Source organism: Kribbella italica, assembly GCF_014205135.1.
GTDB lineage: Bacteria > Actinomycetota > Actinomycetes > Propionibacteriales > Kribbellaceae > Kribbella > Kribbella italica.
This window is the reverse complement of sequence record NZ_JACHMY010000001.1, coordinates 5,122,522-5,147,370: the sequence shown is the minus strand read 5'-3', so window position 1 is coordinate 5,147,370 and position 24,849 is coordinate 5,122,522. Positions and strand designations below refer to the sequence as shown.

At 67.4% G+C, this 24,849-nt stretch carries 19 protein-coding genes and 3 rRNA genes; 16 read left to right on the top strand and 6 right to left on the bottom strand.

Going from position 1 to position 24,849, the window contains the following annotated elements:
• The first annotated feature begins 2 nt into the window (after positions 1-2).
• Genes tsaB through HDA39_RS23890 form a run of 5 tightly spaced genes read left to right on the top strand, consistent with a single transcriptional unit; the run spans position 3 to position 3,538 of the window.
• Positions 3-671, top strand: coding sequence for a tRNA (adenosine(37)-N6)-threonylcarbamoyltransferase complex dimerization subunit type 1 TsaB (tsaB, locus tag HDA39_RS23910; protein ID WP_337925871.1), 669 nt, complete (start codon positions 3-5; stop codon positions 669-671).
• Positions 668-1,261, top strand: a complete 594-nt coding sequence (locus HDA39_RS42490) for a GNAT family N-acetyltransferase (protein WP_337925870.1) — start codon at positions 668-670, stop codon at positions 1,259-1,261. Before tsaB ends, HDA39_RS42490 begins: the two co-directional genes overlap by 4 nt.
• A complete protein-coding gene (gene tsaD, locus HDA39_RS23900) occupies positions 1,258-2,310 on the top strand; it encodes a tRNA (adenosine(37)-N6)-threonylcarbamoyltransferase complex transferase subunit TsaD (RefSeq protein ID WP_184798603.1) in 1,053 nt (350 codons plus the stop codon). The genes HDA39_RS42490 and tsaD overlap by 4 nt, the downstream gene beginning before the upstream one ends.
• Before the next feature lie 20 nt (positions 2,311-2,330).
• Positions 2,331-2,771: a GNAT family N-acetyltransferase gene (locus HDA39_RS23895; protein ID WP_184798601.1), complete on the top strand. Its 441-nt coding sequence runs from the start codon at positions 2,331-2,333 to the stop codon at positions 2,769-2,771.
• On the top strand, positions 2,768-3,538 hold the full coding sequence (locus HDA39_RS23890) for an alpha/beta fold hydrolase (RefSeq protein WP_184798599.1): 771 nt from the start codon (positions 2,768-2,770) through the stop codon (positions 3,536-3,538). Before HDA39_RS23895 ends, HDA39_RS23890 begins: the two co-directional genes overlap by 4 nt.
• Here HDA39_RS23890 and HDA39_RS43800 read toward each other — a convergent pair.
• Together HDA39_RS43800 and HDA39_RS23880 are read right to left on the bottom strand one after the other, a co-directional pair.
• The gene (locus HDA39_RS43800; protein ID WP_184798597.1) at positions 3,535-4,434 is read right to left on the bottom strand and encodes a phosphotransferase; all 900 of its coding nucleotides are present in this window, start codon (positions 4,432-4,434) and stop codon (positions 3,535-3,537) included. The genes HDA39_RS23890 and HDA39_RS43800 overlap by 4 nt on opposite strands.
• A complete protein-coding gene (locus HDA39_RS23880) occupies positions 4,434-5,381 on the bottom strand; it encodes an LLM class flavin-dependent oxidoreductase (protein WP_238356131.1) in 948 nt (315 codons plus the stop codon). Before HDA39_RS23880 ends, HDA39_RS43800 begins: the two co-directional genes overlap by 1 nt.
• Before the next feature lie 75 nt (positions 5,382-5,456).
• On the opposite strand from HDA39_RS23880, the gene HDA39_RS23875 reads away from it, so the two are divergent.
• From HDA39_RS23875 to HDA39_RS23845, 7 genes are all read left to right on the top strand, one after another.
• Complete coding sequence (locus HDA39_RS23875; protein WP_184798595.1) at positions 5,457-6,494, top strand: App1 family protein; 1,038 nt, start codon at positions 5,457-5,459, stop codon at positions 6,492-6,494.
• Between the two features lie 77 nt (positions 6,495-6,571).
• Positions 6,572-7,855, top strand: a complete 1,284-nt coding sequence (gene tyrS / locus HDA39_RS23870) for a tyrosine--tRNA ligase (RefSeq protein WP_184798593.1) — start codon at positions 6,572-6,574, stop codon at positions 7,853-7,855.
• Between the two features lie 526 nt (positions 7,856-8,381).
• Positions 8,382-9,899, top strand: a 16S ribosomal RNA gene (locus tag HDA39_RS23865).
• A gap of 482 nt (positions 9,900-10,381) precedes the next feature.
• Positions 10,382-13,507 (top strand): 23S ribosomal RNA (locus HDA39_RS23860).
• A 138-nt stretch (positions 13,508-13,645) separates the two neighbouring features.
• Positions 13,646-13,763, top strand: a 5S ribosomal RNA gene (rrf, locus tag HDA39_RS23855).
• Together the 16S, 23S and 5S rRNA genes form the textbook arrangement of a ribosomal RNA operon.
• 1,381 nt (positions 13,764-15,144) lie before the next feature.
• Entirely contained in the window at positions 15,145-15,876 is a 732-nt protein-coding gene (locus HDA39_RS23850; RefSeq protein ID WP_184798591.1) for a tetratricopeptide repeat protein, read from the top strand.
• A gap of 20 nt (positions 15,877-15,896) precedes the next feature.
• Positions 15,897-17,453 carry a PucR family transcriptional regulator ligand-binding domain-containing protein gene (locus HDA39_RS23845; protein WP_184798589.1) on the top strand — a complete coding sequence of 519 codons (1,557 nt, stop codon included), beginning with the start codon at positions 15,897-15,899 and terminating at the stop codon, positions 17,451-17,453.
• On the opposite strand, the gene HDA39_RS23840 is transcribed toward HDA39_RS23845, so the two are convergent.
• The 4 genes from HDA39_RS23840 to HDA39_RS23825 all read right to left on the bottom strand — a co-directional run bounded on the left by HDA39_RS23840 (position 17,444) and on the right by HDA39_RS23825 (position 21,219).
• Positions 17,444-18,295 (bottom strand): polysaccharide deacetylase family protein, encoded by an 852-nt coding sequence (locus HDA39_RS23840; protein ID WP_184798587.1) that lies wholly within the window; start codon positions 18,293-18,295, stop codon positions 17,444-17,446. The two genes, HDA39_RS23845 and HDA39_RS23840, sit on opposite strands and share 10 nt — an antisense overlap.
• A complete protein-coding gene (locus HDA39_RS23835; protein WP_184798584.1) occupies positions 18,292-19,404 on the bottom strand; it encodes an oxidoreductase in 1,113 nt (370 codons plus the stop codon). The genes HDA39_RS23840 and HDA39_RS23835 overlap by 4 nt, the downstream gene beginning before the upstream one ends.
• Positions 19,401-19,985, bottom strand: a complete 585-nt coding sequence (locus HDA39_RS23830) for a DUF1989 domain-containing protein (RefSeq protein ID WP_184798582.1) — start codon at positions 19,983-19,985, stop codon at positions 19,401-19,403. Before HDA39_RS23830 ends, HDA39_RS23835 begins: the two co-directional genes overlap by 4 nt.
• A 79-nt stretch (positions 19,986-20,064) precedes the next feature.
• On the bottom strand, positions 20,065-21,219 hold the full coding sequence (locus HDA39_RS23825; protein ID WP_184798580.1) for a DUF1015 domain-containing protein: 1,155 nt from the start codon (positions 21,217-21,219) through the stop codon (positions 20,065-20,067).
• Positions 21,220-21,243: 24 nt separating this feature from the next.
• On the opposite strand from HDA39_RS23825, the gene HDA39_RS23820 reads away from it, so the two are divergent.
• From HDA39_RS23820 to HDA39_RS23805, 4 genes are all read left to right on the top strand, one after another.
• Positions 21,244-22,353, top strand: coding sequence for an HAD-IIA family hydrolase (locus HDA39_RS23820; protein WP_184798578.1), 1,110 nt, complete (start codon positions 21,244-21,246; stop codon positions 22,351-22,353).
• Positions 22,354-22,656: 303 nt separating this feature from the next.
• Positions 22,657-23,208, top strand: a complete 552-nt coding sequence (locus tag HDA39_RS23815) for a phasin family protein (protein WP_184798576.1) — start codon at positions 22,657-22,659, stop codon at positions 23,206-23,208.
• Between the two features lies 1 nt (position 23,209).
• Positions 23,210-24,010 carry a hypothetical protein gene (locus HDA39_RS23810; RefSeq protein WP_184798574.1) on the top strand — a complete coding sequence of 267 codons (801 nt, stop codon included), beginning with the start codon at positions 23,210-23,212 and terminating at the stop codon, positions 24,008-24,010.
• An 8-nt stretch (positions 24,011-24,018) separates the two neighbouring features.
• Positions 24,019-24,837, top strand: a complete 819-nt coding sequence (locus HDA39_RS23805; RefSeq protein ID WP_184798572.1) for a TlyA family rRNA (cytidine-2'-O)-methyltransferase — start codon at positions 24,019-24,021, stop codon at positions 24,835-24,837.
• Positions 24,838-24,849: the final 12 nt, after the last annotated feature.

The following is a 24,849-nucleotide window of genomic DNA, read 5'->3' as shown; positions in this document are numbered from 1 at the left end:
TCGTGCTGCTTGCTTTTGATACCTCCAGCGCGGCGGTGACGGTCGCTCTGGCCGACCCGGTCTCGGGGGTTGTTGCTGCCTCGTCGACGACCGTCGACGCGTTGCGGCACGGGGAACTGCTGGCTCCGGCGATCGCTGACGTGCTGGCTTCGGCGGGGTGTGGGGTGAAGGACCTCTCGCGGATCGCGGTCGGGGCTGGGCCAGGGCCGTTCACCGGTCTGCGGGTCGGTTTGGTGACGGCGCGGACGATGGGTGACGTGCTCGGTGTTGAGGTCGTCGGTGTCTGCAGCCTGGACATTCTCGCGAAGCAGTCGAACCTCGCGCTGCCGGTTGCCGTCGCGACGGATGCCCGCCGCAAGGAGATCTACTGGGCCTTGTACGACGGCCCTGCGGCTGACGGGAGCCGTCGGCGCTTGGAAGGCCCGGCGGTGGACAAGCCCGCCGATGTCGCTCATGTGCTGGCCGGCCTGCCGGTGATCGGCCGGGGTGCTGTGCTGTACGGCGAGGTGCTCGGCGTGGAAGCTGCTGACGTTCTCGAGTACCCGTCCGCTGAGGTGCTGGCCACGGGTGTTGCCACCGGCACCTTGCAGGTGACGGCTCCTGATCCGCTGTACCTGCGGCGGCCGGACGTCACGCTGTCCGGCGGGCCGAAGAGCGTGCTGCCGAAGTGATCGGGCCAGCCGTCACGTCCGACCAGCCCGCCGTCGCCGCCCTCGACGCGGCGTGCTTTCCGAAGGACGCCTGGAGCTCCGGCTCCTGGGCCGACGAGTTCGCCCGAGAGGACCGCCAGATCCTGGTGGCCGAAACCCCGCCCGGCGACTCCGCGACCCCGCCCGGCGACCCCGCGACCCCGCCCGGCGACCCCGCGACCCCGCCCGGCGACTCCGCGACCCCGCCCGGCGAACGCTCCACTCCGCCCGGGGAAAGCTCCCAAGTAGTTCCCACCGCAGACACTGCCGGACCGGGCAGCATGCTGGGCTTCGTCGTGCTGCTGGTACCGGCCGCCGCCGAGGACCCCGTCGACCTGTTGCGGATCGCCGTCGACCCGGCGTACCGGCGTACTGGGCTCGGCAGACGGCTGCTGACGGCAGCTCTGGAGCACCACCCGACCCGCACCGTCCTGCTGGAAGTTGCTGCAGGCAACAAAGCGGCGATCGGGTTGTACCGCGGGTTCGGGTTCCGCGAGATCAGCCGGCGGCGCGGGTACTACGCGGCCGGCGAGGACGCAGTCATCATGCAACGCGCAGGAGAAGATTCATGAGTGAGAACGAGCCGCTGATCCTCGGCATCGAGACGTCCTGCGACGAGACCGGGGTCGGTCTGGTCCGCGGGCACACGCTGCTGGCCGACGCGATCGCGTCCAGCGTCGACGAGCACGCCCGCTTCGGCGGCGTCGTCCCCGAGGTCGCCAGCCGCGCGCACCTGGAGGCGATGGTCCCGACCATCCGCCGCGCGTGCGAGACGGCCGGCGTCAAACCGTCCGACGTCGACGCGATCGCCGTCACCAGCGGCCCCGGCCTGGCCGGCGCGCTCCTGGTCGGCGTCGCCGCGGCGAAGGGGCTCGCGCTCTCCCTCGAGAAGCCGCTGTACGGCGTGAACCACCTCGCCGCGCACGTCGCCGTCGACACCCTCGAGCACGGCGAGCTGCCCAAGGGCGCGATCGCGATGCTGGTCTCCGGCGGGCACTCCTCGCTGCTCGCGGTCGAGGACATCACCGACGGCGTCGAGCCGATGGGCAGCACGATCGACGACGCCGCGGGAGAGGCCTTCGACAAGGTCGCCCGGGTGCTCGGCCTGCCGTTCCCCGGCGGCCCGTATGTCGACAAAGCGGCACAGGACGGCGGGGATCGCGCGTACGTGACGTTCCCGCGCGGGCTGACGAGCCAGCGCGATCTGGAGCGGCACCGGTTCGACTTCTCGTTCTCCGGGTTGAAGACCGCGGTCGCGCGCTGGGTCGAGGCGAAGCGGCGCGACGGCGAGGACGTACCGGTGAACCACGTCGCCGCGGCGTTCCAGGAAGCGGTGTGCGACGTACTGGTCCGCAAGGCGATCGACGCGTGCAAGGACCGGGGCTACGAGCACCTGCTGATCGGCGGCGGCGTCGCGGCCAACTCGCGTCTGCGGCAGATGGCGGAGGAGCGGTGTACGGCGGCGGGCATCGCCGTACGGGTTCCGCGGCCCGGGCTGTGCACGGACAACGGCGCGATGGTCGCCGCGCTGGGCTCGGAGTTGGTGCGCGCGGGCAAGACCCCGTCGCCGCTCGGGCTGCCGGCCGACTCGTCGATGCCGATCACAACTGTCTTGAACTGACTGATGGTGGGGGATTGCTGATGCAGTGGACTGCTGGGGAGTTCGTCGCGGACGACGACCGGGAGCGGATCGACGTCGACGTGGTGCACGGGTTCCTGCGGACGACGTACTGGTCGCCGGGGATCTCGCGGGAGCTGGTGCGGAAGGCGATCGACGGGAGTCTGTGCGTCGGGGTCTATGCGGCCGACGGCGCGCAGGTGGCGTTCGCGCGGGCGGTGACCGATCGGGCGACGTTCGCGTGGATCGCGGACGTGTTCGTGCTCGATGCCGTACGAGGTCATGGGCTCGGCCGGTTCGTGGTGTCGACGTTGCTCGAGCACCCGGAGTTGCAGGGGTTGCGGCGGACGATGCTCGCCACCGCCGACGCGCACACCTTGTACCAGTCGTACGGCTTCCAGCCGCTGGAGAAGCCGGACGTGTTCCTGCACATCTCCCAAGACCCCACGGTCCTCTACCAGTGAGTGCCCCCGGCATCGACCTGGTCGCCGCGCCGGCCGGTGCCCGCGACCTGATCCTGCTCGCCCACGGCGGCATGGAGAACTCGACGGCCGCGACGTCCAGCTGGCGGGCGCCGATCCTGCGCATGTGGCCGTTCGCGGCGGTCGCCCGCAAGGCGGCGCCCGGCGCGGCCATCGGCCTGGTGCGCTACCGCTACCAGGGCTGGAACGGCGACGCCGCCGACGCTGCTGCGGATCTGCGTGCTGTACTCGATCGACTGACCACGACCGGTGCCGGGGCCACGACCGGTGCCGGGGCGAAGTTCGATCGGGTCATTCTCGTCGGGCACTCGATGGGTGGGCGCGCAGTAGTTGCTGCAGGCAATCACCCGCTGGTCGCCGGCGTCCTCGGTCTGGCGCCTTGGCTGCCCGAAGGCGAACCGCTAGTGCACCTCCGCGGCCCGGTCGCCTTCGCCCACGGCACCGCCGATCGCATCACCTCACCGATCGCCACCGCGTCGTACGCCGCCCGCCTGCGCGCCGCCGGCATCCCGGTCGCCCTGCTCTCACTCGACGGCGAGAAGCACGCGATGCTCCACCGAGCCCTCGACTGGAACACCATCGTCCGCCGCTTCGTCACCCATGCGCTGACCCCGGCCGCCTGTCCCCTCATCACCACCACCGACCGCACCGACCCCGTCCCCAGGAGCACCCCGAGCGACTCCGCACCGCGTGCGATCGCCGACATCGCCCGCACCCGCCTGACCCTCCGAGTCACCGCTCGCCTCTAGGGCCGAAGCTTCACGAAGAGCTCCCGCAGCCGGTCGTAGTACTCGTCGGTCCCGTCCCCGCCGAACGCAGTCACCTCGGCCCGCAACCGGTGCCTGATCAACTGCACCAGCATCTCGTCGTCCAGCTCACCAGCGGTCCCACCCTCGTCGTGGTACCAGGCAACGAACTCCCTCGCGCGCCCAAGGTCCGTCGACCAGTGGTCCCCGAACTCCCGCGCCGCCCCCGCCAGCTCCACCTCCGGAGCCCCCACCCAGGCTTCGTCCCAGTCGATCACCCCGCTGATCCGCCCGCGGTCGACCAGCAAGTTCCCCCGGTAGTAGTCCCCGTGCAACGGCTGCTTCCGCCGCCCGAACCCCGCCAGCCACCGGTCCAGTTCCCCATCGCCCCCGCCGAACTCCAGATACGACCGCTCCGGCCGGGCAGGCATCACCACATCCCGCAGTCCCCGATGCACCCGAGCCAACAGCCGAGCTGCCTGCTCCACCTCCGCGGTATCGCCCGCATCCAGCCACCGCCCACCCACGAACGGCCACACACTCACCGGCCGCCCACCAACCCGTACGACGCTGGCGCCGCTGGAAGTCCGCAGTGGCACCACCACCTCGTCGACCCCGGTCGAGCCGGCCACCCGATGACACCACTCGACCAGCGCGCTCCCACGGGCCGTGGACCCGAGCCGGACGACTACGCCCTCCCGGCCCTCGGCCCCGCCGACGCCCGCTCCGGCTCCAGCGGTGCCGACGACTACGCCCGCGGCTCCGCAGGCACCGGCCACCAGGTAGGCCGCTGACTCCTCCCCGCCGGTCAGGCGTTCAGCGGTCTCCACCCGGATTCCCCACTCGGCTTCTACCGCTTCGGCGACCTCAGCGGTCCACGGGATCTCGGCGTAGCCCACTACCTGTTGGCCAGCGCGAGTACGTGTTCCAGTTGCGGCAGGCCGTGCTCCACCTCCGGGTCCGGGAACAGCCCGACGTGGTGGACACCAGCGGCCTCCAGCGCGTCCAGGTGCGTGGCAGCGTCGTCGAGGGTGCCGATCGGGCCCAGCTCCAGCCACCAGTCGGTGGGCATCGAGACCAGCCCGGGGACGCCGAGCTCGTCGTAGCGGCGTACGAGGTCGTCGTAGAAGGGGAGCGCGGGCAGCGCCGGGTTCTTCTCCTCGAGCAGGCCGGCCAGCCATGGCGCGGTCCACTCGTACGCCGCCTGGCGGTCGGTCCGCACACAGAACGCGCTGAACGCCGCAACGACGAACCCCTCCGGCGACCCCGCGTTCTCCACCGAAGCACGCACGTACGACGGCGACGCGGGCTCCGCGAGCACGATCCCACCACCGACCCGGCCGGCCAGCGCCAGCGACTTCGGCCCGCGGACGCCGAGCAGGATCGGCGGCGCCTCGGCGGGAGGAGCGTCGAGCTTCACGTTGTCGAGGTAGACGGTCTTGCCGTCCATCGACACGGTCTCGCCGGCGAGCAGGCGGGTGACGGCGACGGTGACCTCGTCGAGCGCGGTCAGCGGCGACTTCGGCCGGACGCCCATCTGACCCATCCACTCTTGCACGCCGTGCCCGATCCCCGGCAGGAAGCGGCCGGGCGCGAGCGCGCACAGCGTCGCGATCTCCATCGCCGTGACGGCCGCCGTACGGGCCACGGCGGGCAGGATGCCGAGCCCGACCGTGAGCCGCTCGGTGACACTGAGTGCGGCCGCCGACAGCGTCGGCCCGGCCGTGTAGAAGCAGTCCTCGATGATCCACAGCTCGTCCGCGCCACCGGCGTCCAGCCGGCGCGCGACGTCGGTCACCAGGGCAGCGGGCCACGTCCGCGGGAAGCACATTCCGATCGTTGTCATACCGAGAACGTAAAGGTCTGCACCGACAGTCGTCCCGGCAGGCGTACGGGCCCCGTGGACGGGTAGGTTCGGAGCATGGCCCGTCCGCACTACTCCTCCCGGCTGGAGGACTGGTTCAACCTCGGGATCGGCGCGCTCCTGCGCCGGCGTGGCTGGCGGGAGCGGATCATCCCGCACGTCGGCTACGGCAACTCCGAGTACGTCCGCGTGCTCGCGCGCGTCGTGCTCAGCCGCGACCCCCGCAACCAGCCCCGGTACGACGAGGACCAGGTGGTGCGCGGCTGGAAGATGTTCGTCACCGCACCGGCCACCAAGGTCAAGGTGTCGGTCACGGTCGCCGGCGAGAGCTTCGACGCGGTGACCGACCGCGGCGGCTTCGTCGACCTCGCCGTACCGGTGGTGCTGCCTCCGGGCTGGCACGAGATCAGTCTCGGCGTGCACGGCGAGCGGCAGGCGCGCGGCAAGGTGTACGTGCCCGACCCGGATGCCACCTTCGGCCTGGTCAGCGACATCGACGACACGGTGATGCTGACGATGCTGCCGCGACCGCTGATCGCCGCGTGGAACACGTTCGTCCGCGACGAGCAGGCGCGCCGCGTCGTACCGGGCATGGCCGAGATGTACGCCGAGCTGCTGACCGACCAGCCGGGTGCGCCGATCTTCTACCTGTCGACCGGCGCCTGGAACACGGCGCCGACGCTGACCCGCTTCCTGGCCCGTCACGGGTACCCGGCCGGCCCGCTGCTGATGACCGACTGGGGGCCGACCAACACGGGCTGGTTCCGCAGCGGGCAGGAGCACAAGCGCACCGCGCTGCGCCGGCTGGCCAAGGAGTTCCCGGCGGTCCGCTGGGTCCTGGTCGGTGACGACGGCCAGCACGACCCGCAGCTGTACGGCGACTTCGCGCAGACCCACCCGGACCACGTCCGGGCGATCGGTATCCGCCAGCTGACCCCGGCTGAGCAGGTGCTGTCGCATGGTCTCCCGGTGCCCAACCCGGACCCGGGTGCTCACGACCCGCAGCGCCCGACCGCCGCCACGGTGCACGGGCCGGACGGCCACGCTCTGGTCGCGCAGTTGCGCGCCGTACTGTCCCGGCCGGAGGCCATGTAGGCGGTCCGCTCGCGCTCGGCGCGGTCGCGCCTGGCAGGCTTGGGCGTGTTCCGACGTACCCGAGGAGAGAACCGACAGTGACCGACAGCGCAGCCCGCACGCAGGTGCTCGACGACCTGGACAGCCGCGGCCTGATCGCGCACTCGACCGATCCGGACGCGCTGCGCGCCACGATGGCCGAGGGACCGATCACCTCGTACGTCGGTTTCGACCCGACCGCGCCGAGTCTGCACATGGGCAACCTGCTGCAGCTGCTGACGCTGCGCCGGCTCCAGCTGGCCGGGCACAACCCGATCGGCCTGGTCGGTGGAGCCACCGGACTGATCGGTGACCCCAAGGAGACCTCCGAGCGGGTGCTGAACCCGAAGGACGTCGTCCAGCAGTGGGTGGAGCGGGTCCGGAGCCAGGTGGAGCGGTTCCTGGACTTCGACACGTCGCTGCCGAACCCGGCGCGGATGGTGAACAACTACGACTGGACCAAGGACCTCAACACGCTCGACTTCCTCCGGGACATCGGCAAGCACTTCCCGGTGAATCGGATGCTCGGCCGGGAGGTGGTGAAGGCCAGGCTCGAGCAGGGGATCAGCTACACCGAGTTCAGCTACGTCCTGCTGCAGTCGCTGGACTACCTGGAGCTCTACCGGCGGTACGGGTGCACCCTGCAGACCGGTGGCAGTGACCAGTGGGGGAACCTGACGGCCGGGGTCGAGCTGATCCGGCGTACGGAGTCGGGCAAGGCGCACGCGCTGGCAACTCCGCTGGTGACGAAGGCGGACGGGACCAAGTTCGGCAAGACCGAGTCGGGGACCGTGTGGCTGGACCGGGAGCTGACGTCGCCGTACGCGTTCTATCAGTTCTGGTTCAACACCGACGACCGCGACGTGATGCAGCTGGTCCGGTACTACACCTTCCGTACGGCGGACGAGATCGCTGAGCTGGAGAAGGCGACTGCCGACCGGCCGCACGCCCGGGAAGCGCAGCGGGTGCTGGCCGAGGACGTGACGACGCTGGTGCACGGTGCCGCGGACACGGCGCACGTGCAACTGGCCGCGAAGGCGCTGTTCGGGCAGTCGGATCTGCGGGAGCTCGACGGGGAGACGCTGATCGCAGCGCTTCGCGAGGCGCCGCACACCGAGGTGTCGGCCGCGGCCATGCCGACGGTGACGGACCTGCTGGTGCAGTCCGGCCTGGTGGCGAGCAAGTCGGCCGCGCGGAGGACGGTGTCCGAAGGTGGCGCGTACCTGAACAACGAGAAGGTCAGCGACGCCGAGTACGTGCCGACGGCCGACGACCTGCTGCCGGGTGGCGCGCTGGTGCTGCGGCGCGGGAAGCGTTCGTTCGCAGGGGTTCTGGCCGGCTGACATATCCCACGGAGCCGATGCCGGAGGCAAATTACACCGTTGTGATGCTGCCCACCGGACGCCGATTTGACCGGCCACCTCGCAGCCACGTACTGTTCTTCTTGTTGGAGCGAGGCGCGGGACGCGAAAGCGGCCGGTCGCTCCGAACCCCCCAAAGTTAGCGCAGTCGATACGCGTCTTCGGACTCGGGTCGGCGGATCTGGCGCGGGAGGCGGACAGAAAAAATCGGGTCTTGACTCGGTGGATCTGATCCGGTAAAGTAACGCAGGTTGCCCCGGAGTCCTGGCTGGAAGGTCATGGACGCGGTGTGTGCCCGATTCTTGAGAACTCAACAGCGTGCCGAAAGTCAATGCCGAAATTTAGCATTAACCCCCATTCACGGATCATCGGGCTTGCTCGATGGTTTTGTGATTGGATTCCTTTGTAATTTTTCTGGATTCAAGTCAGTTTGATTTGTTTCTGATTGCATTGGATCGTTTTCTGTTTTGTCTGTTCTCCATGGTTCGCCGTGGTGGATATATAGATTTCAACGGAGAGTTTGATCCTGGCTCAGGACGAACGCTGGCGGCGTGCTTAACACATGCAAGTCGAGCGGTAAGGCCCCTTCGGGGGTACACGAGCGGCGAACGGGTGAGTAACACGTGAGCAACCTACCCTCAACTTCGGGATAAGCCTCGGAAACGGGGTCTAATACCGGATATCACTCCATTCTTCATGGTTTGGGGTTGAAAGTTCTGGCGGTTGGGGATGGGCTCGCGGCCTATCAGCTTGTTGGTGGGGTAATGGCCTACCAAGGCGTCGACGGGTAGCCGGCCTGAGAGGGCGACCGGCCACACTGGGACTGAGACACGGCCCAGACTCCTACGGGAGGCAGCAGTGGGGAATATTGCGCAATGGGCGAAAGCCTGACGCAGCAACGCCGCGTGAGGGATGACGGCCTTCGGGTTGTAAACCTCTTTCAGCAGGGACGAAGCGAGAGTGACGGTACCTGCAGAAGAAGGACCGGCCAACTACGTGCCAGCAGCCGCGGTAATACGTAGGGTCCGAGCGTTGTCCGGAATTATTGGGCGTAAAGGGCTCGTAGGCGGTTCGTCACGTCGGGAGTGAAAACTCGGAGCTTAACTCCGAGCCTGCTTCCGATACGGGCAGACTAGAGGTAGGCAGGGGAGAGCGGAACTCCTGGTGTAGCGGTGGAATGCGCAGATATCAGGAAGAACACCGGTGGCGAAGGCGGCTCTCTGGGCCTTACCTGACGCTGAGGAGCGAAAGCGTGGGTAGCGAACAGGATTAGATACCCTGGTAGTCCACGCCGTAAACGTTGGGCGCTAGGTGTGGGGGACATTCCACGTCCTCCGTGCCGCAGCTAACGCATTAAGCGCCCCGCCTGGGGAGTACGGCCGCAAGGCTAAAACTCAAAGGAATTGACGGGGGCCCGCACAAGCGGCGGAGCATGCGGATTAATTCGATGCAACGCGAAGAACCTTACCTGGGTTTGACATATAGGGAAATCCTCCAGAGATGGGGGGTCCGTAAGGGTCCTATACAGGTGGTGCATGGCTGTCGTCAGCTCGTGTCGTGAGATGTTGGGTTAAGTCCCGCAACGAGCGCAACCCTCGTCCTATGTTGCCAGCACGTTATGGTGGGGACTCATAGGAGACTGCCGGGGTCAACTCGGAGGAAGGTGGGGATGACGTCAAGTCATCATGCCCCTTATGTCCAGGGCTTCACGCATGCTACAATGGCCGGTACAAAGGGCTGCGAAACCGCAAGGTGGAGCGAATCCCAAAAAGCCGGTCTCAGTTCGGATTGGGGTCTGCAACTCGACCCCATGAAGTCGGAGTCGCTAGTAATCGCAGATCAGCAACGCTGCGGTGAATACGTTCCCGGGCCTTGTACACACCGCCCGTCACGTCATGAAAGTCGGCAACACCCGAAGCCGGTGGCCTAACCCTTGTGGAGGGAGCCGTCGAAGGTGGGGCTGGCGATTAGGACGAAGTCGTAACAAGGTAGCCGTACCGGAAGGTGCGGCTGGATCACCTCCTTTCTAAGGAGCATTCGGCGATCAACTCGTAAGAGTGGTCGCCCATTCGCTGTTTCCAAGACGAATGTTCTTGGGCAGCGGTGCTTCGGAATGTGGAACATTGACCATTAGATGTGCAGCGGAACTGCTGATACCAGTACTACTCACTTGTGAGTGTGGAACGTGGATGTGGTCGAGTGAATCATCGAGGCGCGCTGTTGGGTCCTGAGGGATCGGGCTGTTGGAATCTTTGCGGATTCCTGGTTCGGTTTTTCTAGGCCGCTTCTGCACTGGGGTCCTTTACTGGATTCTGGTGTGGGTGTGTGGCTGGGGCCGGCTCTCACCAAACTCCTGGTGATGGTGTTTCGAAGGGTGTGTTGTTCCCCCTGAAGGGATGCTTTCCGAGGGTAGTGGTGGACAAGGGCTGGTGTTCCTGCCCGTATTTTGAGAACTGTATAGTGGACGCGAGCATCTTTTGTAGCAATGTATTGTTCCTTATGTATGTGTGACAAGCTACTAAGGGCAATCGGTGGATGTCTAGGCACCAAGAGCCGATGAAGGACGTTGGAGCCTGCGATAAGCCCCGGGGAGTTGGCAACCAAGCTGTGATCCGGGGGTGTCCGAATGGGGAAACCCAGCTGGCATTCTAAAGCCAGTTACCAGTTCCTGAACACATAGGGTTCTGGAGGGAACGCGGGGAAGTGAAACATCTCAGTACCCGCAGGAAGAGAAAACAATAGTGATTCCGTGAGTAGTGGCGAGCGAAAGCGGATGAGGCTAAACCATGTGCGTGTGATAGCCGGCGTGCGTTGCGTATGTGGGGTTGTGGGAGCATTCAGACACTAATGCCGTGGTGTCGGGGAGTTATAAATCGTTGTTGAAGCCGAACCGGTTGGAATGCCGGGCCGTAGTGGGTAATGGCCCCGTAGGCGTAAGACAGTGACTTCCGAGTGTTTTCCCGAGTAGCACGGAACTCTTGAAATTCCGTGTGAATCTGGCGGGACCACCCGCTAAGCCTAAATACTTCTTGGTGACCGATAGCGGACTAGTACCGTGAGGGAAAGATGAAAAGTACCCCGGGAGGGGAGTGAAATAGTACCTGAAACCGGTTGCCTACAATCCGTCGGAGCGCTCACCTTGTGTGGGTGTGACGGCGTGCCTTTTGAAGAATGAGCCTGCGAGTTAGTGGTGTGTGGCGAGGTTAACCCGTGTGGGGTAGCCGTAGCGAAAGCGAGTCTGAATAGGGCGCTTTAGTCGCATGCTCTAGACCCGAAGCGGAGTGATCTATCCATGGGCAGGTTGAAGCGCGGGTAAGACCGCGTGGAGGACCGAACCCACCAGGGTTGAAAACCTGGGGGATGACCTGTGGATAGGGGTGAAAGGCCAATCAAACTCCGTGATAGCTGGTTCTCCCCGAAATGCATATAGGTGCAGCGTCGCGTGTTTCTTACCGGAGGTAGAGCACTGGATGGTCTAGGGGGCTTACCGGCTTACCGAAATCAGCCAAACTCCGAATGCCGGTAAGTGAGAGCGCGGCAGTGAGACTGCGGGGGATAAGCTCCGTAGTCGAGAGGGAAACAGCCCAGATCACCAGCTAAGGCCCCTAAGCGATTGCTAAGTGGAAAAGGATGTGGAGTTGCCCAGACAACCAGGAGGTTGGCTTAGAAGCAGCCACCCTTGAAAGAGTGCGTAATAGCTCACTGGTCAAGTGATTCCGCGCCGACAATGTAGCGGGGCTCAAGCAATCCGCCGAAGCTGTGGCATTCATATTAGTACTCGGCCAGAACTTGTTCTGGTCCAGGTGTGTGGATGGGTAGGGGAGCGTCGTGCAGCGTGTGAAGCAGCAGAGTGATCTAGTTGTGGATGCTGCACGAGTGAGAATGCAGGCATGAGTAGCGAATGACGGGTGAGAAACCCGTCCGCCGAATGATCAAGGGTTCCAGGGTCAAGCTAATCTGCCCTGGGTAAGTCGGGACCTAAGGCGAGGCCGACAGGCGTAGTCGATGGACAACGGGTTGATATTCCCGTACCGGCATTAACACGACCCGACCGAGGTCACTGATGCTAAGAACGAGAAACCATGATGTCTTCGGACGGATTGGCGGATCTTTCGACCCGAGGTGGTATTAGGTGCACTAAGGAGTGACGCAGGAGGGCAGTCCATCCGCGGCGATGGTAGGCGCAAGCTGATCCGCGGGCAAGGTGGTAGGGCGAGGCATAGGCAAATCCGTGTCTCATTGAGCCTGAGAACCGAGGCGGACCCGTTCAGGGGAAGTGGATGATCCCATGCTGCCAAGAAAAACTTCGTAGTGAGTGTTAGAGCCGCCCGTACCCCAAACCGACACAGGTGATCAGGTAGAGAATACCAAGGCGATCGAGTGAACCATGGTTAAGGAACTCGGCAAAATGCCCCCGTAACTTCGGGAGAAGGGGGGCCGGATGCGTTACACCACTTGCTGGTGGAAGCGTTGATGGCCGCAGAGACCAGGCCCAAGCGACTGTTTACTAAAAACACAGGTCCGTGCGAAGAAGTAATTCGATGTATACGGACTGACGCCTGCCCGGTGCTGGAACGTTAAGGGGACAGGTTAGCTGGTTTAGGCCGGCGAAGCTTTGAACTTAAGCGCCAGTAAACGGCGGTGGTAACTATAACCATCCTAAGGTAGCGAAATTCCTTGTCGGGTAAGTTCCGACCTGCACGAATGGCGTAACGACTTGGGCGCTGTCTCAACCATGGACTCGGCGAAATTGCATTACGAGTAAAGATGCTCGTTACGCGCAGCAGGACGGAAAGACCCCGGGACCTTTACTACAACTTGGTATTGGTGGTCGGTACAACTTGTGTAGGATAGGTGGGAGACTGTGAAATCCGGACGCCAGTTCGGGTGGAGTCATCGTTGAAATACCACTCTGGTTGTTCTGGCTGTCTAACTTCGGTCCATTATCTGGATCAGGGACAGTGCCTGGTGGGTAGTTTGACTGGGGCGGTCGCCTCCTAAAAGGTAACGGAGGCGCTCAAAGGTTCCCTCAGCCTGGTTGGCAATCAGGTGTCGAGTGTAAGTGCACAAGGGAGCTTGACTGTGAGACAGACATGTCGAGCAGGGACGAAAGTCGGAACTAGTGATCCGGCGGTGGCATGTGGGAGCACCGTCGCTCAACGGATAAAAGGTACCCCGGGGATAACAGGCTGATCTTCCCCAAGAGTCCATATCGACGGGATGGTTTGGCACCTCGATGTCGGCTCGTCGCATCCTGGGGCTGGAGTAGGTCCCAAGGGTTGGGCTGTTCGCCCATTAAAGCGGCACGCGAGCTGGGTTTAGAACGTCGTGAGACAGTTCGGTCCCTATCCGCTGCGCGCGCAGGAGACTTGAGAAGGGCTGCCCCTAGTACGAGAGGACCGGGGTGGACGAACCTCTGGTGTGCCAGTTGTTCCGCCAGGAGCACGGCTGGTTGGCTACGTTCGGGAGTGATAACCGCTGAAAGCATCTAAGCGGGAAGCACGCTTCAAGATGAGGTCTCCCACCGAGTTAATCGGGTAAGGCCCCCAGTAGACCACTGGGTTGATAGGCCAGAGGTGGAAGCACCGTAAGGTGTGGAGCTGACTGGTACTAATAGGCCGAGGGCTTGTCTCAACACCACACTTGTGGTCATACACGAGACGATATGCTGCGTAAGTAATGTTCGCGTTCACTGTACGGTTCCCGGAATACGGTCAACCCCAGCCAGATGTTATGTGGCTAGTGTGTGGTTGGTTGATATTTCTATAGAGTTACGGTGACCATAGCGTCGGGGAAACACCCAGTCTCCATTCCGAACCTGGAAGTTAAGCCCTTCAGCGCCGATGGTACTGCGACCGGGAGGTCGTGGGAGAGTAGGACGTCGCCGGACATTCACACTGTTAAGGGCCACCCCACACCGGGGTGGCCCTTAGCATTTTGTGGGGGCGCATGCTGTTCGTACGACCCTGTATTTTTGTCTGTCTGAGCGCAACACCTACGCACGACCGTTAGGAGTCACCGTGGCTACGCCACCTCGTAACCCCCGTCCCGGCTCGGGTGATCGCCGTGGTTCGTCCGGTGGAGCCGGCCGTCCCGGTCGGGCAGGCGGTGGGCGTTCCGACTCCACTGGCCGTGGTCGGTCCGGCGCCGGCAACTCTGGAGGATCGAGCGGTTCCGGCTCTTCCGGTGGCTCCGGCTACCGGGGTGCCTCGGGCCGTGGAGACGGTCCCCGTGCTGGTGGGCCGCGTAGTGGTGGTGCGCCGCGTTCTGGTGGCGCCCCTCGGACGGGTGGAGCTCCCCGCAGCGGAGGCGCTCCTCGTACCGGTGGACCTTCCCGTGACGGTGACAACCGGCGAGGCTTCGCTGGATCCCGCGGGGACGACAAGGCTGAGCGCGACCCCTTCAAGGGGCAGCTCTCCGGTGACTCGCGTGGCGACGACCGTGGTGGGTACCGCGGCCGGCGTGACGACGACGGATTCCGTCGCGACCGCCGGGAAGACGGTCCGGCTGGTCCGCGGGGAGGGCAGCGCGACGACCGCGGGGGCTCGAGAGACGACCGCGGTGGGTACCGCGCAGGCGGCCGCGACGACCGGGGTGCATCCCGGGACGACCGCGGCGGTTACCAGCGCGACGACCGTGGAGGCGCCCGTGAGGGCGGCTTCCGCCGCGACGACCGTTCCGGTGGTCGCTCCGAGCGCCCGACCGGCGGTTACCAGCGCGACGACCGCGGTGGAGAGCGTGCCGGCGGGTACCAGCGCGACGATCGCGGCGGTTCGCGCGGTGGAGAGCGTTCTGGAGGGTTCCAGCGGGACGACCGTGGTCCTTCGCGCGGTGGAGAGCGGTCTGGCGGTTACCAGCGCGACGACCGTGGGCCTTCGCGTGGTGGTGAGCGTTCTGGTGGGTTCCAGCGGGACGACCGCGGTGCGGCGCGTAGTGGCGAGCGGAGCGGTGGGTACCAGCGCGACGATCGCGGTGCCTCGCGGGGCGGTGAGCGGTCCGGTGGGTTCCAGCGGGATGACCGTGGTGGGCGGGACCAGCGGGGTAGCGGTGCGCCTCGGCGGGAAGAGCGTGGTGGGCGGGATCAGCGCGGGACCGGTGGGCCTCGGCGGGATGAGCGGGTTGCGGGACGGCGAGACGTCCGGGGCCGCGACAACCGGCGGGACGACCGGCGTGACGAGGAGAAGGCTGGTCCGCGCCGCGACGACCCGGCGATTCCGGCTGGGATCACCGGTGCGGAGCTCGACCGTGGGGTCAAGGCGGAGCTGCGGTCGTTGCCGCGCAGCCTGGCCGACCTGGTCGCCCAGCACTTGGTCGCCTCCGGACAGTTCCTGGACGACCAGCCCGAGCTGGCGTACCAGCACGCCCGGGTTGCGCGCCGGCTGGCCGCGCGCCTGGGTGGTGTCCGCGAGGCAGTCGCCATCACGGCGTACCTGGCTGAGCACTACGACGAGGCACTGACGGAATTCCGCGCGGTACGGCGGATGACCGGCAACCACGAGGTCCTGGCCATGATGGCCGACTGCGAGCGTGCGCTCGGCCGGCCGGAGAAGGCCCTCGCGCTGTCGCGGGAGCCGATCGTCCTGCAGCTCGAGGAGTCCACCCAGATCGAGATGCTGATCGTGGCGGCCGGCGCCCGGCGTGACATGGGCCAGACCGCTGCGGCGATCCAGACCCTCGACGTACCGGAGCTGAACAAGCGCACCCGCGCCGACTGGCTGCCGCGCCTGCGGTACGCGTACGCCGACGCGCTGGCCGAGGCCGGCCGGGACGAGGACGCGCTGATCTGGTTCCACCGCGCGGCCGGTTCCGACCAGGACGGTTCCACCGGCGCCGCCGAGCGCGCCGCGGAGCTCGAGGGCCTGCGCTTCACCGACCTCGACGACGAGGACGAGGAAGACACGATCATCGAGGTCACCGACGAGGCCGACACCGACGACGAGGCCGACGAGGTCACGGACGAGGTCGACGAGGACACCGACGACGAAGCCGAAAAGAAGGACTGAGCAGTAGGTACATTCAGACCGTGCTGACACTGGCCGGGCTCCTGCAGGACCACCTGCTGGAGCTCGGCCTGCTCGTCTCCGGAGCCGACGGAGCGCTCACCCGCGAAGCCCTCTGGGTCCACAACACCGAACTCCCCGACCCCTCGCCGTACCTGCGGGAGGGCGAGATCGTCCTCACCAACGGCCTTTGGCTGCCCGGGACGACCCCGAGTGCGTTCGTCGAGGCCGTCCACCGGGCAGGAGCCGCCGGCATCATCTTCGGCCTCCGCGCGGAGATCCCTCGAACGCCCGACGACCTGATCGAGGCCTGCGAGGAGTACGGACTCCCCCTGCTCCAGATCTCCATCGACGTGCCGTTCACGGCCGTCACCCAGGCAGCCTCCGCGACCCAGGCCGATCAGCGCCGCGAAGCCCTGGTCGACCTGGTCAGGCGAGGCGATGCGCTGGCGCAGGCGATCTCGCACGGCGCCGGCGCGTCCGGCGTACTGGCTGTGCTCAGGAGAGAGCACGACCTGCCGCTGGCCGTCGTCGACCGGATGGCGCGTCCACTGGCCTCAGCCGGTACGACGCTGTCGCCGGAGCAGCTGCGCCTGGCTGCTGACGGCCTGGCCCGGCACCCACCGCCGCTGGAGATTGACCTGGGTGCAGAGCAGGGCAAGGCCACAGTCTTCCTGGTCGGCGCTGTGGGTGACACCGACGCCGCACTGCTCTGCCTGAAGCCGGTTACCGAGCTGAGCCGGGCTGAGCAGGATGCACTCGACCAGGCCGCGCGGTTCCTGAGCCTGGAGGTGGCCAAGCAGCAGGCGGTCCAGGCGATCGAGCTGCGGTTCGCCAGCGAGCTGCTCGACATGATCCTGTCCGGTGCGCAGCGTGCCGCTGAGGTCCCGGACCGGCTGCGCGCCTTCGGCGTAGACCCGTACGGCGAACTGCTGGTCCTCGCCGCAGCCTTCGCACACCCCGACGCGACCCTGCCCGGCCTGTCCGAGACCGTCGGAGCCTTCTTCCTCGACCGGAGCCTCGCCGTAGTCGTCGCCGGCGGCAGCCAGGACGTCGTCGCCGTACTGCAGCGCCCCCAGCAGCAGACGCGCGAGCTGGCGGACGAGCTGCGCCAGGCCATCACCAAGCGCTTCCCAGACCAGCGCGTCGTGATCGGCCTCGGCGAACCAGCTCCCACAGCGCACCTGCTGCGTGAGCCACTCGTGCAGGCCCGCAAGGCCTGCCAGGTGCTCAGACGCCGCCCAGGCCAGTCAGTAGCCACCTTCAACGAGCTGGGCACCCACCGAGTGCTGCTCGGCCTCCAAGACCCCGAGACCCTGCGCAGCTTCGCCGCCGGCGTCCTCCGCCCACTACGCGAGTACGACCGCAAGCGGGACGCCGGTCTGGAGAGCACCCTCCGCGCCTTCCTCCAGTACGACGGCCAGTACGCCGCAACCGCCGCCGCCCTCTACATCCACGTCAACACCCTGCGGAACAGACTGGGCAAGATCACCGAGCTCACTGGCCGCGACGCCGTCCGCACCGAAGACCGAGTGGACCTTTACCTGGCCCTGGAGGCCGACGAGCTGGCTCAGGGGTAGACCGCCGGGTCGACAACCGGCAGCGACACCGGCCGGACCGGCAGCGACTCGTCAGCAGCAGCCCGTACGGCGAGGTCGCGGCACTGTGCGAAGCTCACATCCCCACAGGACAAGGCGTACTCGATCAGCTCACGCAGTGCGAGCAGCCGGCCGGGCCGCCCGGACAGGAACGGGTGCAGGCACAGCATGAGCAGGCAGCGGTAGACGCGCATCCCGTCCAGTTCCGCCTTCCACAGCTCCAGCACCTTGCGCGGCGACTCGATCACCGAGCCGATCTCCGGAGCCGGCAGGTACGCGTACTGCTCCCAGTCGTCCAGAGACCAGTGCACCGGCAGTTCGACCACGCCGCCGGCCTCCAGCAGGTAGGGCCGGTCGTCACCCATCAGCGACGAGTCGTAGAGCAGGCCGTGCTCCGCCACGAGTGCGGGCGTCTGCCGGCTCGCCTCCCACAGCGCTGCCCGGTGCCCGCTCACGGTGATGCCCTGCGCGTCGAACACGGCCAGAGCCCGCTCGAAGTCGTCCCGCTCCTCAGCTGGCGTCAGTGAGGTCGGTGGACGATGGCTGTACGAGTGGTGGGCCACCTCGTGCCCGCGCTCGACGATCGACGCCGCCAGCCCGGGCCGCTGCTCCGCTACCCAGCCAGGGACGAAGAACGTTGCCGGTACGGACAGGTCGTCCAGCAGGTCCAGGATCCTCGGTACGCCGACGTCCGGCCCGTACGACTGGTGCGACATGGTGGTGAGGTGCTCGGCGTAGTGCCCACCCCGTGCGAGCACCGGGGACTCCGCGTCCACGTCGAACGTGAGTGCTGCCACCGCTGCCGCGCCGTCGTGCCAGGTCATGACCTGACAGCCTGCCACGCCTGGGCGTTCGCCAGCGTGACCGCCGGGTGCAGCATGGTCCGGTCGAACGCTGCCAGCTCACGGCCTTCAGCCAGGCGCCGTGGCAGGTCCGGGTTGGCCAGTGCTCCCCGGGCGATCGCCAGCAGGTCGGCGTGCCCGTCGTCCAGCACCTGGGCGGCCTGGGCCGGGTCGTGCATGCCGCCGTTGACGATCACGGGCAGGCCGGTGAGCCGACGAGCCAGTCCGGTGATGGTCTGGCCTCCAGCGAGCCGGGCCGTGTCGATCCACTTCCGCCCCTCGCTAGCGATGTGCAGGTACGACGCTCCGGCGTCGGCCACCGCCGGGAAGATCACCGCGGCGTCCGCGGCGCCACCGGCCCAGCGGTGCACGAGGTCGTTCACCTTGGTCTGCGACAGCCGAACGCCGACGACGAACGACGCGGGGACGGCGGCGACCACCGCGGCGGCGATCCGGGCGATCAGCCGGACGCGGTTGGACACCGAACCGCCGTACGCGTCGGTGCGCTGGTTGGTGTAGTCGGTGAGGAACTGGTCGAGCAGGTAGCCGTTCGCGCCGTGCAGTTCGACGCCGTCGAACCCGGCGGCGAGAGCGTTGAGCGCGGCCGTCACGAAACCTTCGACGACCAGATCGAGGTCGACCGCCGTCAGCTCGCGCGGGGCCGGCCACGGGCCGCGGCCGCCGTAGTCGGGCATCATCTCGCCGAGCGGCTGGATCGCGGACGGGCCGACCGTGCCCTCGGCGTACGGGTTGCCCTGGGAGATCGCGCCGGCGTGCATCAGCTGGGCGATGATCCGGCCGCCGTTGGCGTGGACCTGGTGCGTCACCTCGCGCCAGCCCTCCACGTGCGCGGCGGTGACGAGGCCTGGCTGGTTGAGATAGGCCTGGCTGTACAGGGGATCCGTGTAGGTGCCCTCGGTGACGACCAGCCCGAAACCGCCGGCCGCGAAGCCGGCGTAGTACTCGGCCATCTCCAGGGTCGGTACGCCGTCGGGCGTCGCCGACGTCCGGGTCATCGGTGCGACGGTCAGACGGTTCGGGAGTCCGAGCGGGCCGAGAGTCGTTGGGGACAGAGCGGGATGGGCAGTCATCGAAGGTCCTCCAGGACGTCGAGCGCGAGATCGGTCGGGCCTGATCCGTTGATCACGGTCAGGTCCTGCGGGCAGGCCGACAGCACGACGACACAGTCGAGCTCGGCCCGAAAAGTGATCGAGTCACCGGCTGATGTTGCTGCGGGCAACCACTTCAGGTCGCCGCCGGGCGTGACGGGGACGCGCATGAACACGTTCACCGGCTGCGGTACGACGGGTGTCGTGTAGCCCAGCCCCGCCAGCGCCCGGGTCAGGTTCTCCGCGCAGGACGGATGATCCGGTACGCCGAGCGCGGCGTACCGGGCCGGGTCGCAGGCGGCGATCAGCAGGTCGTGGTCGCCGGGCGACGTGTCGGTGGTCAGGGTGAGGATCGGGCGGCGGCGGTTCGTCACGAACGCCTCGCCGATCGCGGGGAACAGCCTGCTGGTCGCCGTCCGGGTGTGGGACGCGCTCAGGTACTCGTCGGCGGCGAAGGCGAACAGGTCGCCGACCTGTTGCCCGGCGACGTCGGTGATCCGGAGCGACGTACCGCGTTTGAGCTCGACGGCTCGGCCGGATCGTGCCGGCACGGTGATGTGCATGACGGCAACTCAAGCAGCGCGGGACCCGCGATCGGGAGGGGCGATCCTCCAGTGTTCGGAGACGAACCTGGAGGATTCTCTAGTCGAGAGTGCGGAACAGCAGTCCGACCCGCGGCTTCGGGCCGAAGGATGTGGCCTTCTGCGGCAGCACGATCCCGCGGACGGCGGACTGCAGCACCTGGTCCAGCCGGGGAGCTACGAGTTCTACCGCGGCCTGCGAAGGCCCAGCTAGTGCCAGTGCATCAGCCAAAGCGTGGTGGAAGGTCACGTCGTCCACCGGTGCGCCCCACGCAGGCAGCAGCTCCTTGTGCAGCAGGGACACCGTCGGCTCGATCCGGTGGGCAGTAGAACGCAGCGTGACCCAGGAGGTCCCGTCGGAGACAGCCACCCGGTCCGGTACGCCGTCGACCCGTCCGGGGAGCACCTCCCAGCTGTCCGGCGTACGGCGGGCCACTGTGTCCAGCGACAGGCCTGGCACGAGCCGGTGGATCGGGTCGAGGGTCAGCGGGTGCCTGTCGTTGTCGACGAGCATGGCCAGACCTACTGCGGAGCCCGGGCGGTCCGGCTCGCGGCGGGCCCGCTCCAGGTACGCCGCGTACCGGTGGTGGCCGTCGGCGATCAGTGCCTCGTGCCGGGCCAGCTCGGCGGCGATCATCGCGAGCTGCTCGGGGTCGTCGATCCGCCAGATCCGGTGGTGCGCGCCGTTCTCGGTGTCGGCCACCAGCCACGGAGGGCCCGAGCGGGCCGCGTCGACGGCGTCGCTGGCCGCGCCACCACCGCCGTACGCGAGCAGGATCGGCTCCAGGTCCGCGTCGGTCGCGGTCATCAGCTCGAACCGGTCGTCGACCCACTGCGGCATCACGTCCTCGTGCGGGAGCACCACCCGGCGCTCCGGATCGAGGACGAGCGCGCCGACCAGTCCGCAGAGCACGGCACCCCGGAACTGCTGCTCGTAGACGTAGAGGGCGGGCCTGCTGTCCTGGATGACGACCCCGGCGCGCTGCCAGTCGATCAGGCGGCGGGCCGGCTCGTCGTACCGGCTGGAACCGAGGTCGGGGTCGCGTGGAAGGATGAGCCTCACCATGTTGTGCAGATCAGAGTCAGTCAGCCGCCGGACCAGCGCCGGTTCCAGCACGTCGTACGGCGGCGACGTGACCGCTCCCAGCGCACTCACCTTGCCCGCGACGAACCGCCAGGCCCGCAACGGATCGAGGCGCAAGGCGGCATCAGGCATGGGCGGCATCGTACGGGGGGACCGATGACTGACAAGCGCGAATCACCCGCACCACTGTCCGCTTGTGACGAACCGCTCGCCAGTCGGTACGACGTGGCGCTGCTGGATCTCGACGGGGTCGTCTACGTCGGACCGGACCCGGTCCCGGACGCGCCGGAGAACCTCCGCAAGGCCGCCAAGGAAGGGCTGCGGATCGGGTACATCACCAACAACGCGAGCCGGCCGGCCTCGGTGGTCGCCGAGCACCTCGCGTCGTTCGGGCTGGAGGTGATCGCGGAGGACGTGGTCACGTCGGCGCAGGCGGCGGCGAAGCTGATCGCGGAGGAGTTCCCGAAGGGGTCTCCGGTGCTCGTGGTCGGTGGCGAGGGGCTGACGTCGGCGCTGGAGGAGTACGAGCTGTTGCCCGTCCGGTCCAGCGACGCGCGGCCGGTGGCGGTCGCGCAGGGGTTCCACCCGGACGTGAGCTGGGTGATGCTCGCCGACGGCGCGCACGCGATCAACGAGGGCGCGAAGTGGTACGCGACGAATCTCGACCTGACGATCCCGACGGCGGGTGGGATGGCGCCGGGGAACGGGACGCTGGTCCAGGCCATTCGCGCCGCGGTGGAGGTCGATCCGGTGGTGGCGGGCAAGCCTGAGCCGCCGTTGCTGGAGACGAGCATCGAGCGGTTGAAGGCGAAGAAGCCGTTGATGATCGGGGACCGGCTCGACTCCGACATCGCCGGGGCGCACGCGGTGGGGATCGCGAGCTTGTGGGTGGCCACCGGGGTGCACGACGCGCACGACCTGGCGCGGGCGCCGAAGGAGCAGCGGCCGACGTACGTCGCGCCTGATCTGAGCGCGCTGGCGCAGAAACAGCCGGGCGTGAAGGTCGACGGCGCGAGGCACACGTGCGGTGGGTGGACGGCCGAGGTCGTCAGCGGTGCCGTCGCGATCAAGGGCGAGGGCGAGCCGTACGACGGGCTGCGGGCGATCCTGTCGGCGGTCTGGACGGCGACCGACGAGCCCGCTCCGAAGGCCAAGCCGGCCGCGAAGGCGGTCGGGCGGGGCCGGCGGCCACTGCCGAAGCCGGGGCCGGCGCTGGGCTCGATCGCGATCGACGCCGCGCTGCACCGGGTGGGGCTGGACAAGTAGTCCTTCGCCGGGTGTGAAGGGGGAGAGGTTCGTGCGGGGGCCGCCGCGGGGGTGCCGTGGGCGGCTAGGTGCGGAGGATTTGGGTTCGAGGCTTGGCACGGGGGAGGCCGGGAGAGCCGCCGGTGTGGATTGCGCGCACTACTTGTTGCCTTGGCGGTGGGGAATGCGGTGTTCGGGCGGCGGCTCGTGTTTCTCCGTGGGGGAATCGTTCTCCGGAGGGGTGTTCGGGGTGGCGGAGGGCGTCCGGGGTGGTGTACGGCGGGCGGCGCGATACCGTGGCGGGGACGACGCGAGGAGGCAGACATGGTGATGGACGCACTGCGCGGTTACGTACAGCTGGCGAACGGGCTGACCGAGGTGACGCGGCAGCGGGCCCAGCAGGCGGCGAGAGCGCTGCTGCAGCAGACGGGGGCCGACGCGCTGACGTCCGGGCTGACCACCAAGGTCACCGACCTGGCCGACGAGATCGTTGCCACCAGCAAGAGCAACCGGCAGCTGCTGCAGGCGATCGTGGCGAACGAGGTCGAGGGCGCGGTGTCGCGGCTCGGGTTCGTGCGTCAGGAGGAGGTCGGCGTACTGAGCCGGCGGGTGGACAAGCTCGAGAAGGAACTGGTCGAGACGCGCGCGGCGGCTGCCGCTGCTTCGACGACCGCCGCCGCTGCCGCGCGGCCGGCTGCTGCTGGCGACCCGCTCGCGCCTGCGAAGTCGAGCAAGGCACCGGCGGTGAAGAAGGCGCCGGCCAAGAAGGCTGCCGCGAAGAAGACGGTCGCGAAGAAGACGGTCGCGAAGAAGACGGTCGCGAAGAAGACGGTCGCGAAGAAGACGGCCAAGAAGGCTTCGGCGAAGAAGGCGTGACGTGACCGAACACCCCGGCGAGCAGGTGCCGCCCGCGTTCGACCCGGACGTCGAGCCCGGGTTCGACCCCGAGCCCTCGGAGCGCCCGGTGCCCGACTACGACACCGAGCCGGAGCCCGAGGACACCGAGCAGACCTTCGCGGCCTCGCTGGAGGAGTCCGCGCGCGCGGAGGCCGAGCGCTTGGCGGAAGCCGAGTTCCAGGCGGAGCTGGAGGCCGAAGAGGCCGAACGCCGGGCAGAAGCAGAGTTGATGGCTGAGCTGGAGGCTGAAGAAGCCGCCAAGTCCCAGCCGGAGCAGGCAGCTGCTCCTACGCCGGCACCACCTGCGGCGTACACGCCGAGGCCTGGTCCTCCGATGGGAATGCCGCGCCCTGCGCCGCCTGTGGTGGAGGGTTTCCAGCAGGTGTCGGCAGATGGCACGCCGGTGGCGGCGCCTGCTCAGCCGCAGGCGCCTCGCCCGGCGCCTCCTGTGGTTGAGGGCTTTCAGCAGGTGTCTGCTGACGGCACTCCGATCACTGGGTCGGCTCAACCGCCGGCCTCTGCGCCGCGGCCTGCGGCTCCCGTCGTCCAGCAGCAGACTGCGTACGAAGAGGCGCGGAGCGAGGTCAGCCCGGCGCCTGCGGAGCGTTCGTACGAAGCCGACGACGACGGCGTGCATCCGTTGGTCGAGGAGACGATGGAGCGGCTCGACGGGTTGCGGGAGCTGCCGGTGGGCGAGCATGCGGAGGTGTACGCCGAGCTGCACGAGCGGTTGCAGGCGGCGTTGGTGGAGGCGGACGCCGAACCGGGCGACCGGGGCTGACCGGAGTCGTGGCCAAGGGAGGCGTCAAGCGGTCTCGGCTCGATGCGGAGCTGGTACGGCGTGGGCTGGCTCGGTCGCGCGAGCATGCGAGTGAGCTGGTCGCGGCCGGGAAGGTGAAGGTCGCGGGCACCGTCGCGACCAAGCCCGCCACCGGCGTGGGCGCCGACGCGGCGATTCTCGTCGACACGTCCGAGACCGACGACCCGGGCTATGCGAGCCGCGGCGCGCACAAGCTGATCGGCGCCCTGGAAGCCTTCAGCGGCGTCCAGGTCAAAGGCCGTCGCGCCCTCGACGCGGGCGCGTCGACCGGCGGCTTCACCGACGTACTGCTGCGCAACGACGCCGAGAGCGTGATCGCCGTCGACGTCGGCTACGGCCAGCTCGTCTGGGCGCTGCAGACCGACGACCGCGTGACGGTGATGGACCGGACCAACGTCCGTACGCTCACTCTCGAGGCGATCGGCGGCGACCCGGTCGATCTGGTGGTCAGCGACCTCAGCTTCATCTCGCTCACCCTGGTGATGCCGGCGCTGCTCGGCGTGGTCAAGGAGGACGGCGACCTGGTGCTGATGGTGAAGCCGCAGTTCGAGGTCGGCAAGGAACGCCTCGGCAAGGGCGGTGTCGTCCGCGACCCCGAGCTGCGCGCCGGCTCCGTCCGTGGAGTCGCGGCGAAGGCGGCCGAGCTGGGCTGGGGCGTGCAAGGTGTCGCGGCCAGCCCGCTGCCCGGTCCGTCCGGAAATGTCGAGTACTTCCTGTGGATACGGCGTTCCGCGCCGCCGCTCGATGAGACGATGCTCCTGGAAGCCGTTCAGAACGGTCCGCAGTGAGTGTCGCCGTGA

What these genes read in the sequence shown, in the direction of transcription:
- tsaD (WP_184798603.1), top strand. Translation starts at nt 1,258, where the DNA reads ATGAGTGAGAACGAGCCGCTGATCCTCGGCATCGAGACGTCCTGCGAC.
- HDA39_RS23895 (WP_184798601.1), top strand. Translation starts at nt 2,331, where the DNA reads ATGCAGTGGACTGCTGGGGAGTTCGTCGCGGACGACGACCGGGAGCGG.
- HDA39_RS23880 (WP_238356131.1), bottom strand. Translation starts at nt 5,381, where the DNA reads ATGACAACGATCGGAATGTGCTTCCCGCGGACGTGGCCCGCTGCCCTG.
- HDA39_RS23875 (WP_184798595.1), top strand. Translation starts at nt 5,457, where the DNA reads ATGGCCCGTCCGCACTACTCCTCCCGGCTGGAGGACTGGTTCAACCTC.
- HDA39_RS23840 (WP_184798587.1), bottom strand. Translation starts at nt 18,295, where the DNA reads ATGACCTGGCACGACGGCGCGGCAGCGGTGGCAGCACTCACGTTCGAC.
- HDA39_RS23835 (WP_184798584.1), bottom strand. Translation starts at nt 19,404, where the DNA reads ATGACTGCCCATCCCGCTCTGTCCCCAACGACTCTCGGCCCGCTCGGA.
- HDA39_RS23830 (WP_184798582.1), bottom strand. Translation starts at nt 19,985, where the DNA reads ATGCACATCACCGTGCCGGCACGATCCGGCCGAGCCGTCGAGCTCAAA.
- HDA39_RS23825 (WP_184798580.1), bottom strand. Translation starts at nt 21,219, where the DNA reads ATGCCTGATGCCGCCTTGCGCCTCGATCCGTTGCGGGCCTGGCGGTTC.
- HDA39_RS23820 (WP_184798578.1), top strand. Translation starts at nt 21,244, where the DNA reads ATGACTGACAAGCGCGAATCACCCGCACCACTGTCCGCTTGTGACGAA.
- HDA39_RS23815 (WP_184798576.1), top strand. Translation starts at nt 22,657, where the DNA reads ATGGTGATGGACGCACTGCGCGGTTACGTACAGCTGGCGAACGGGCTG.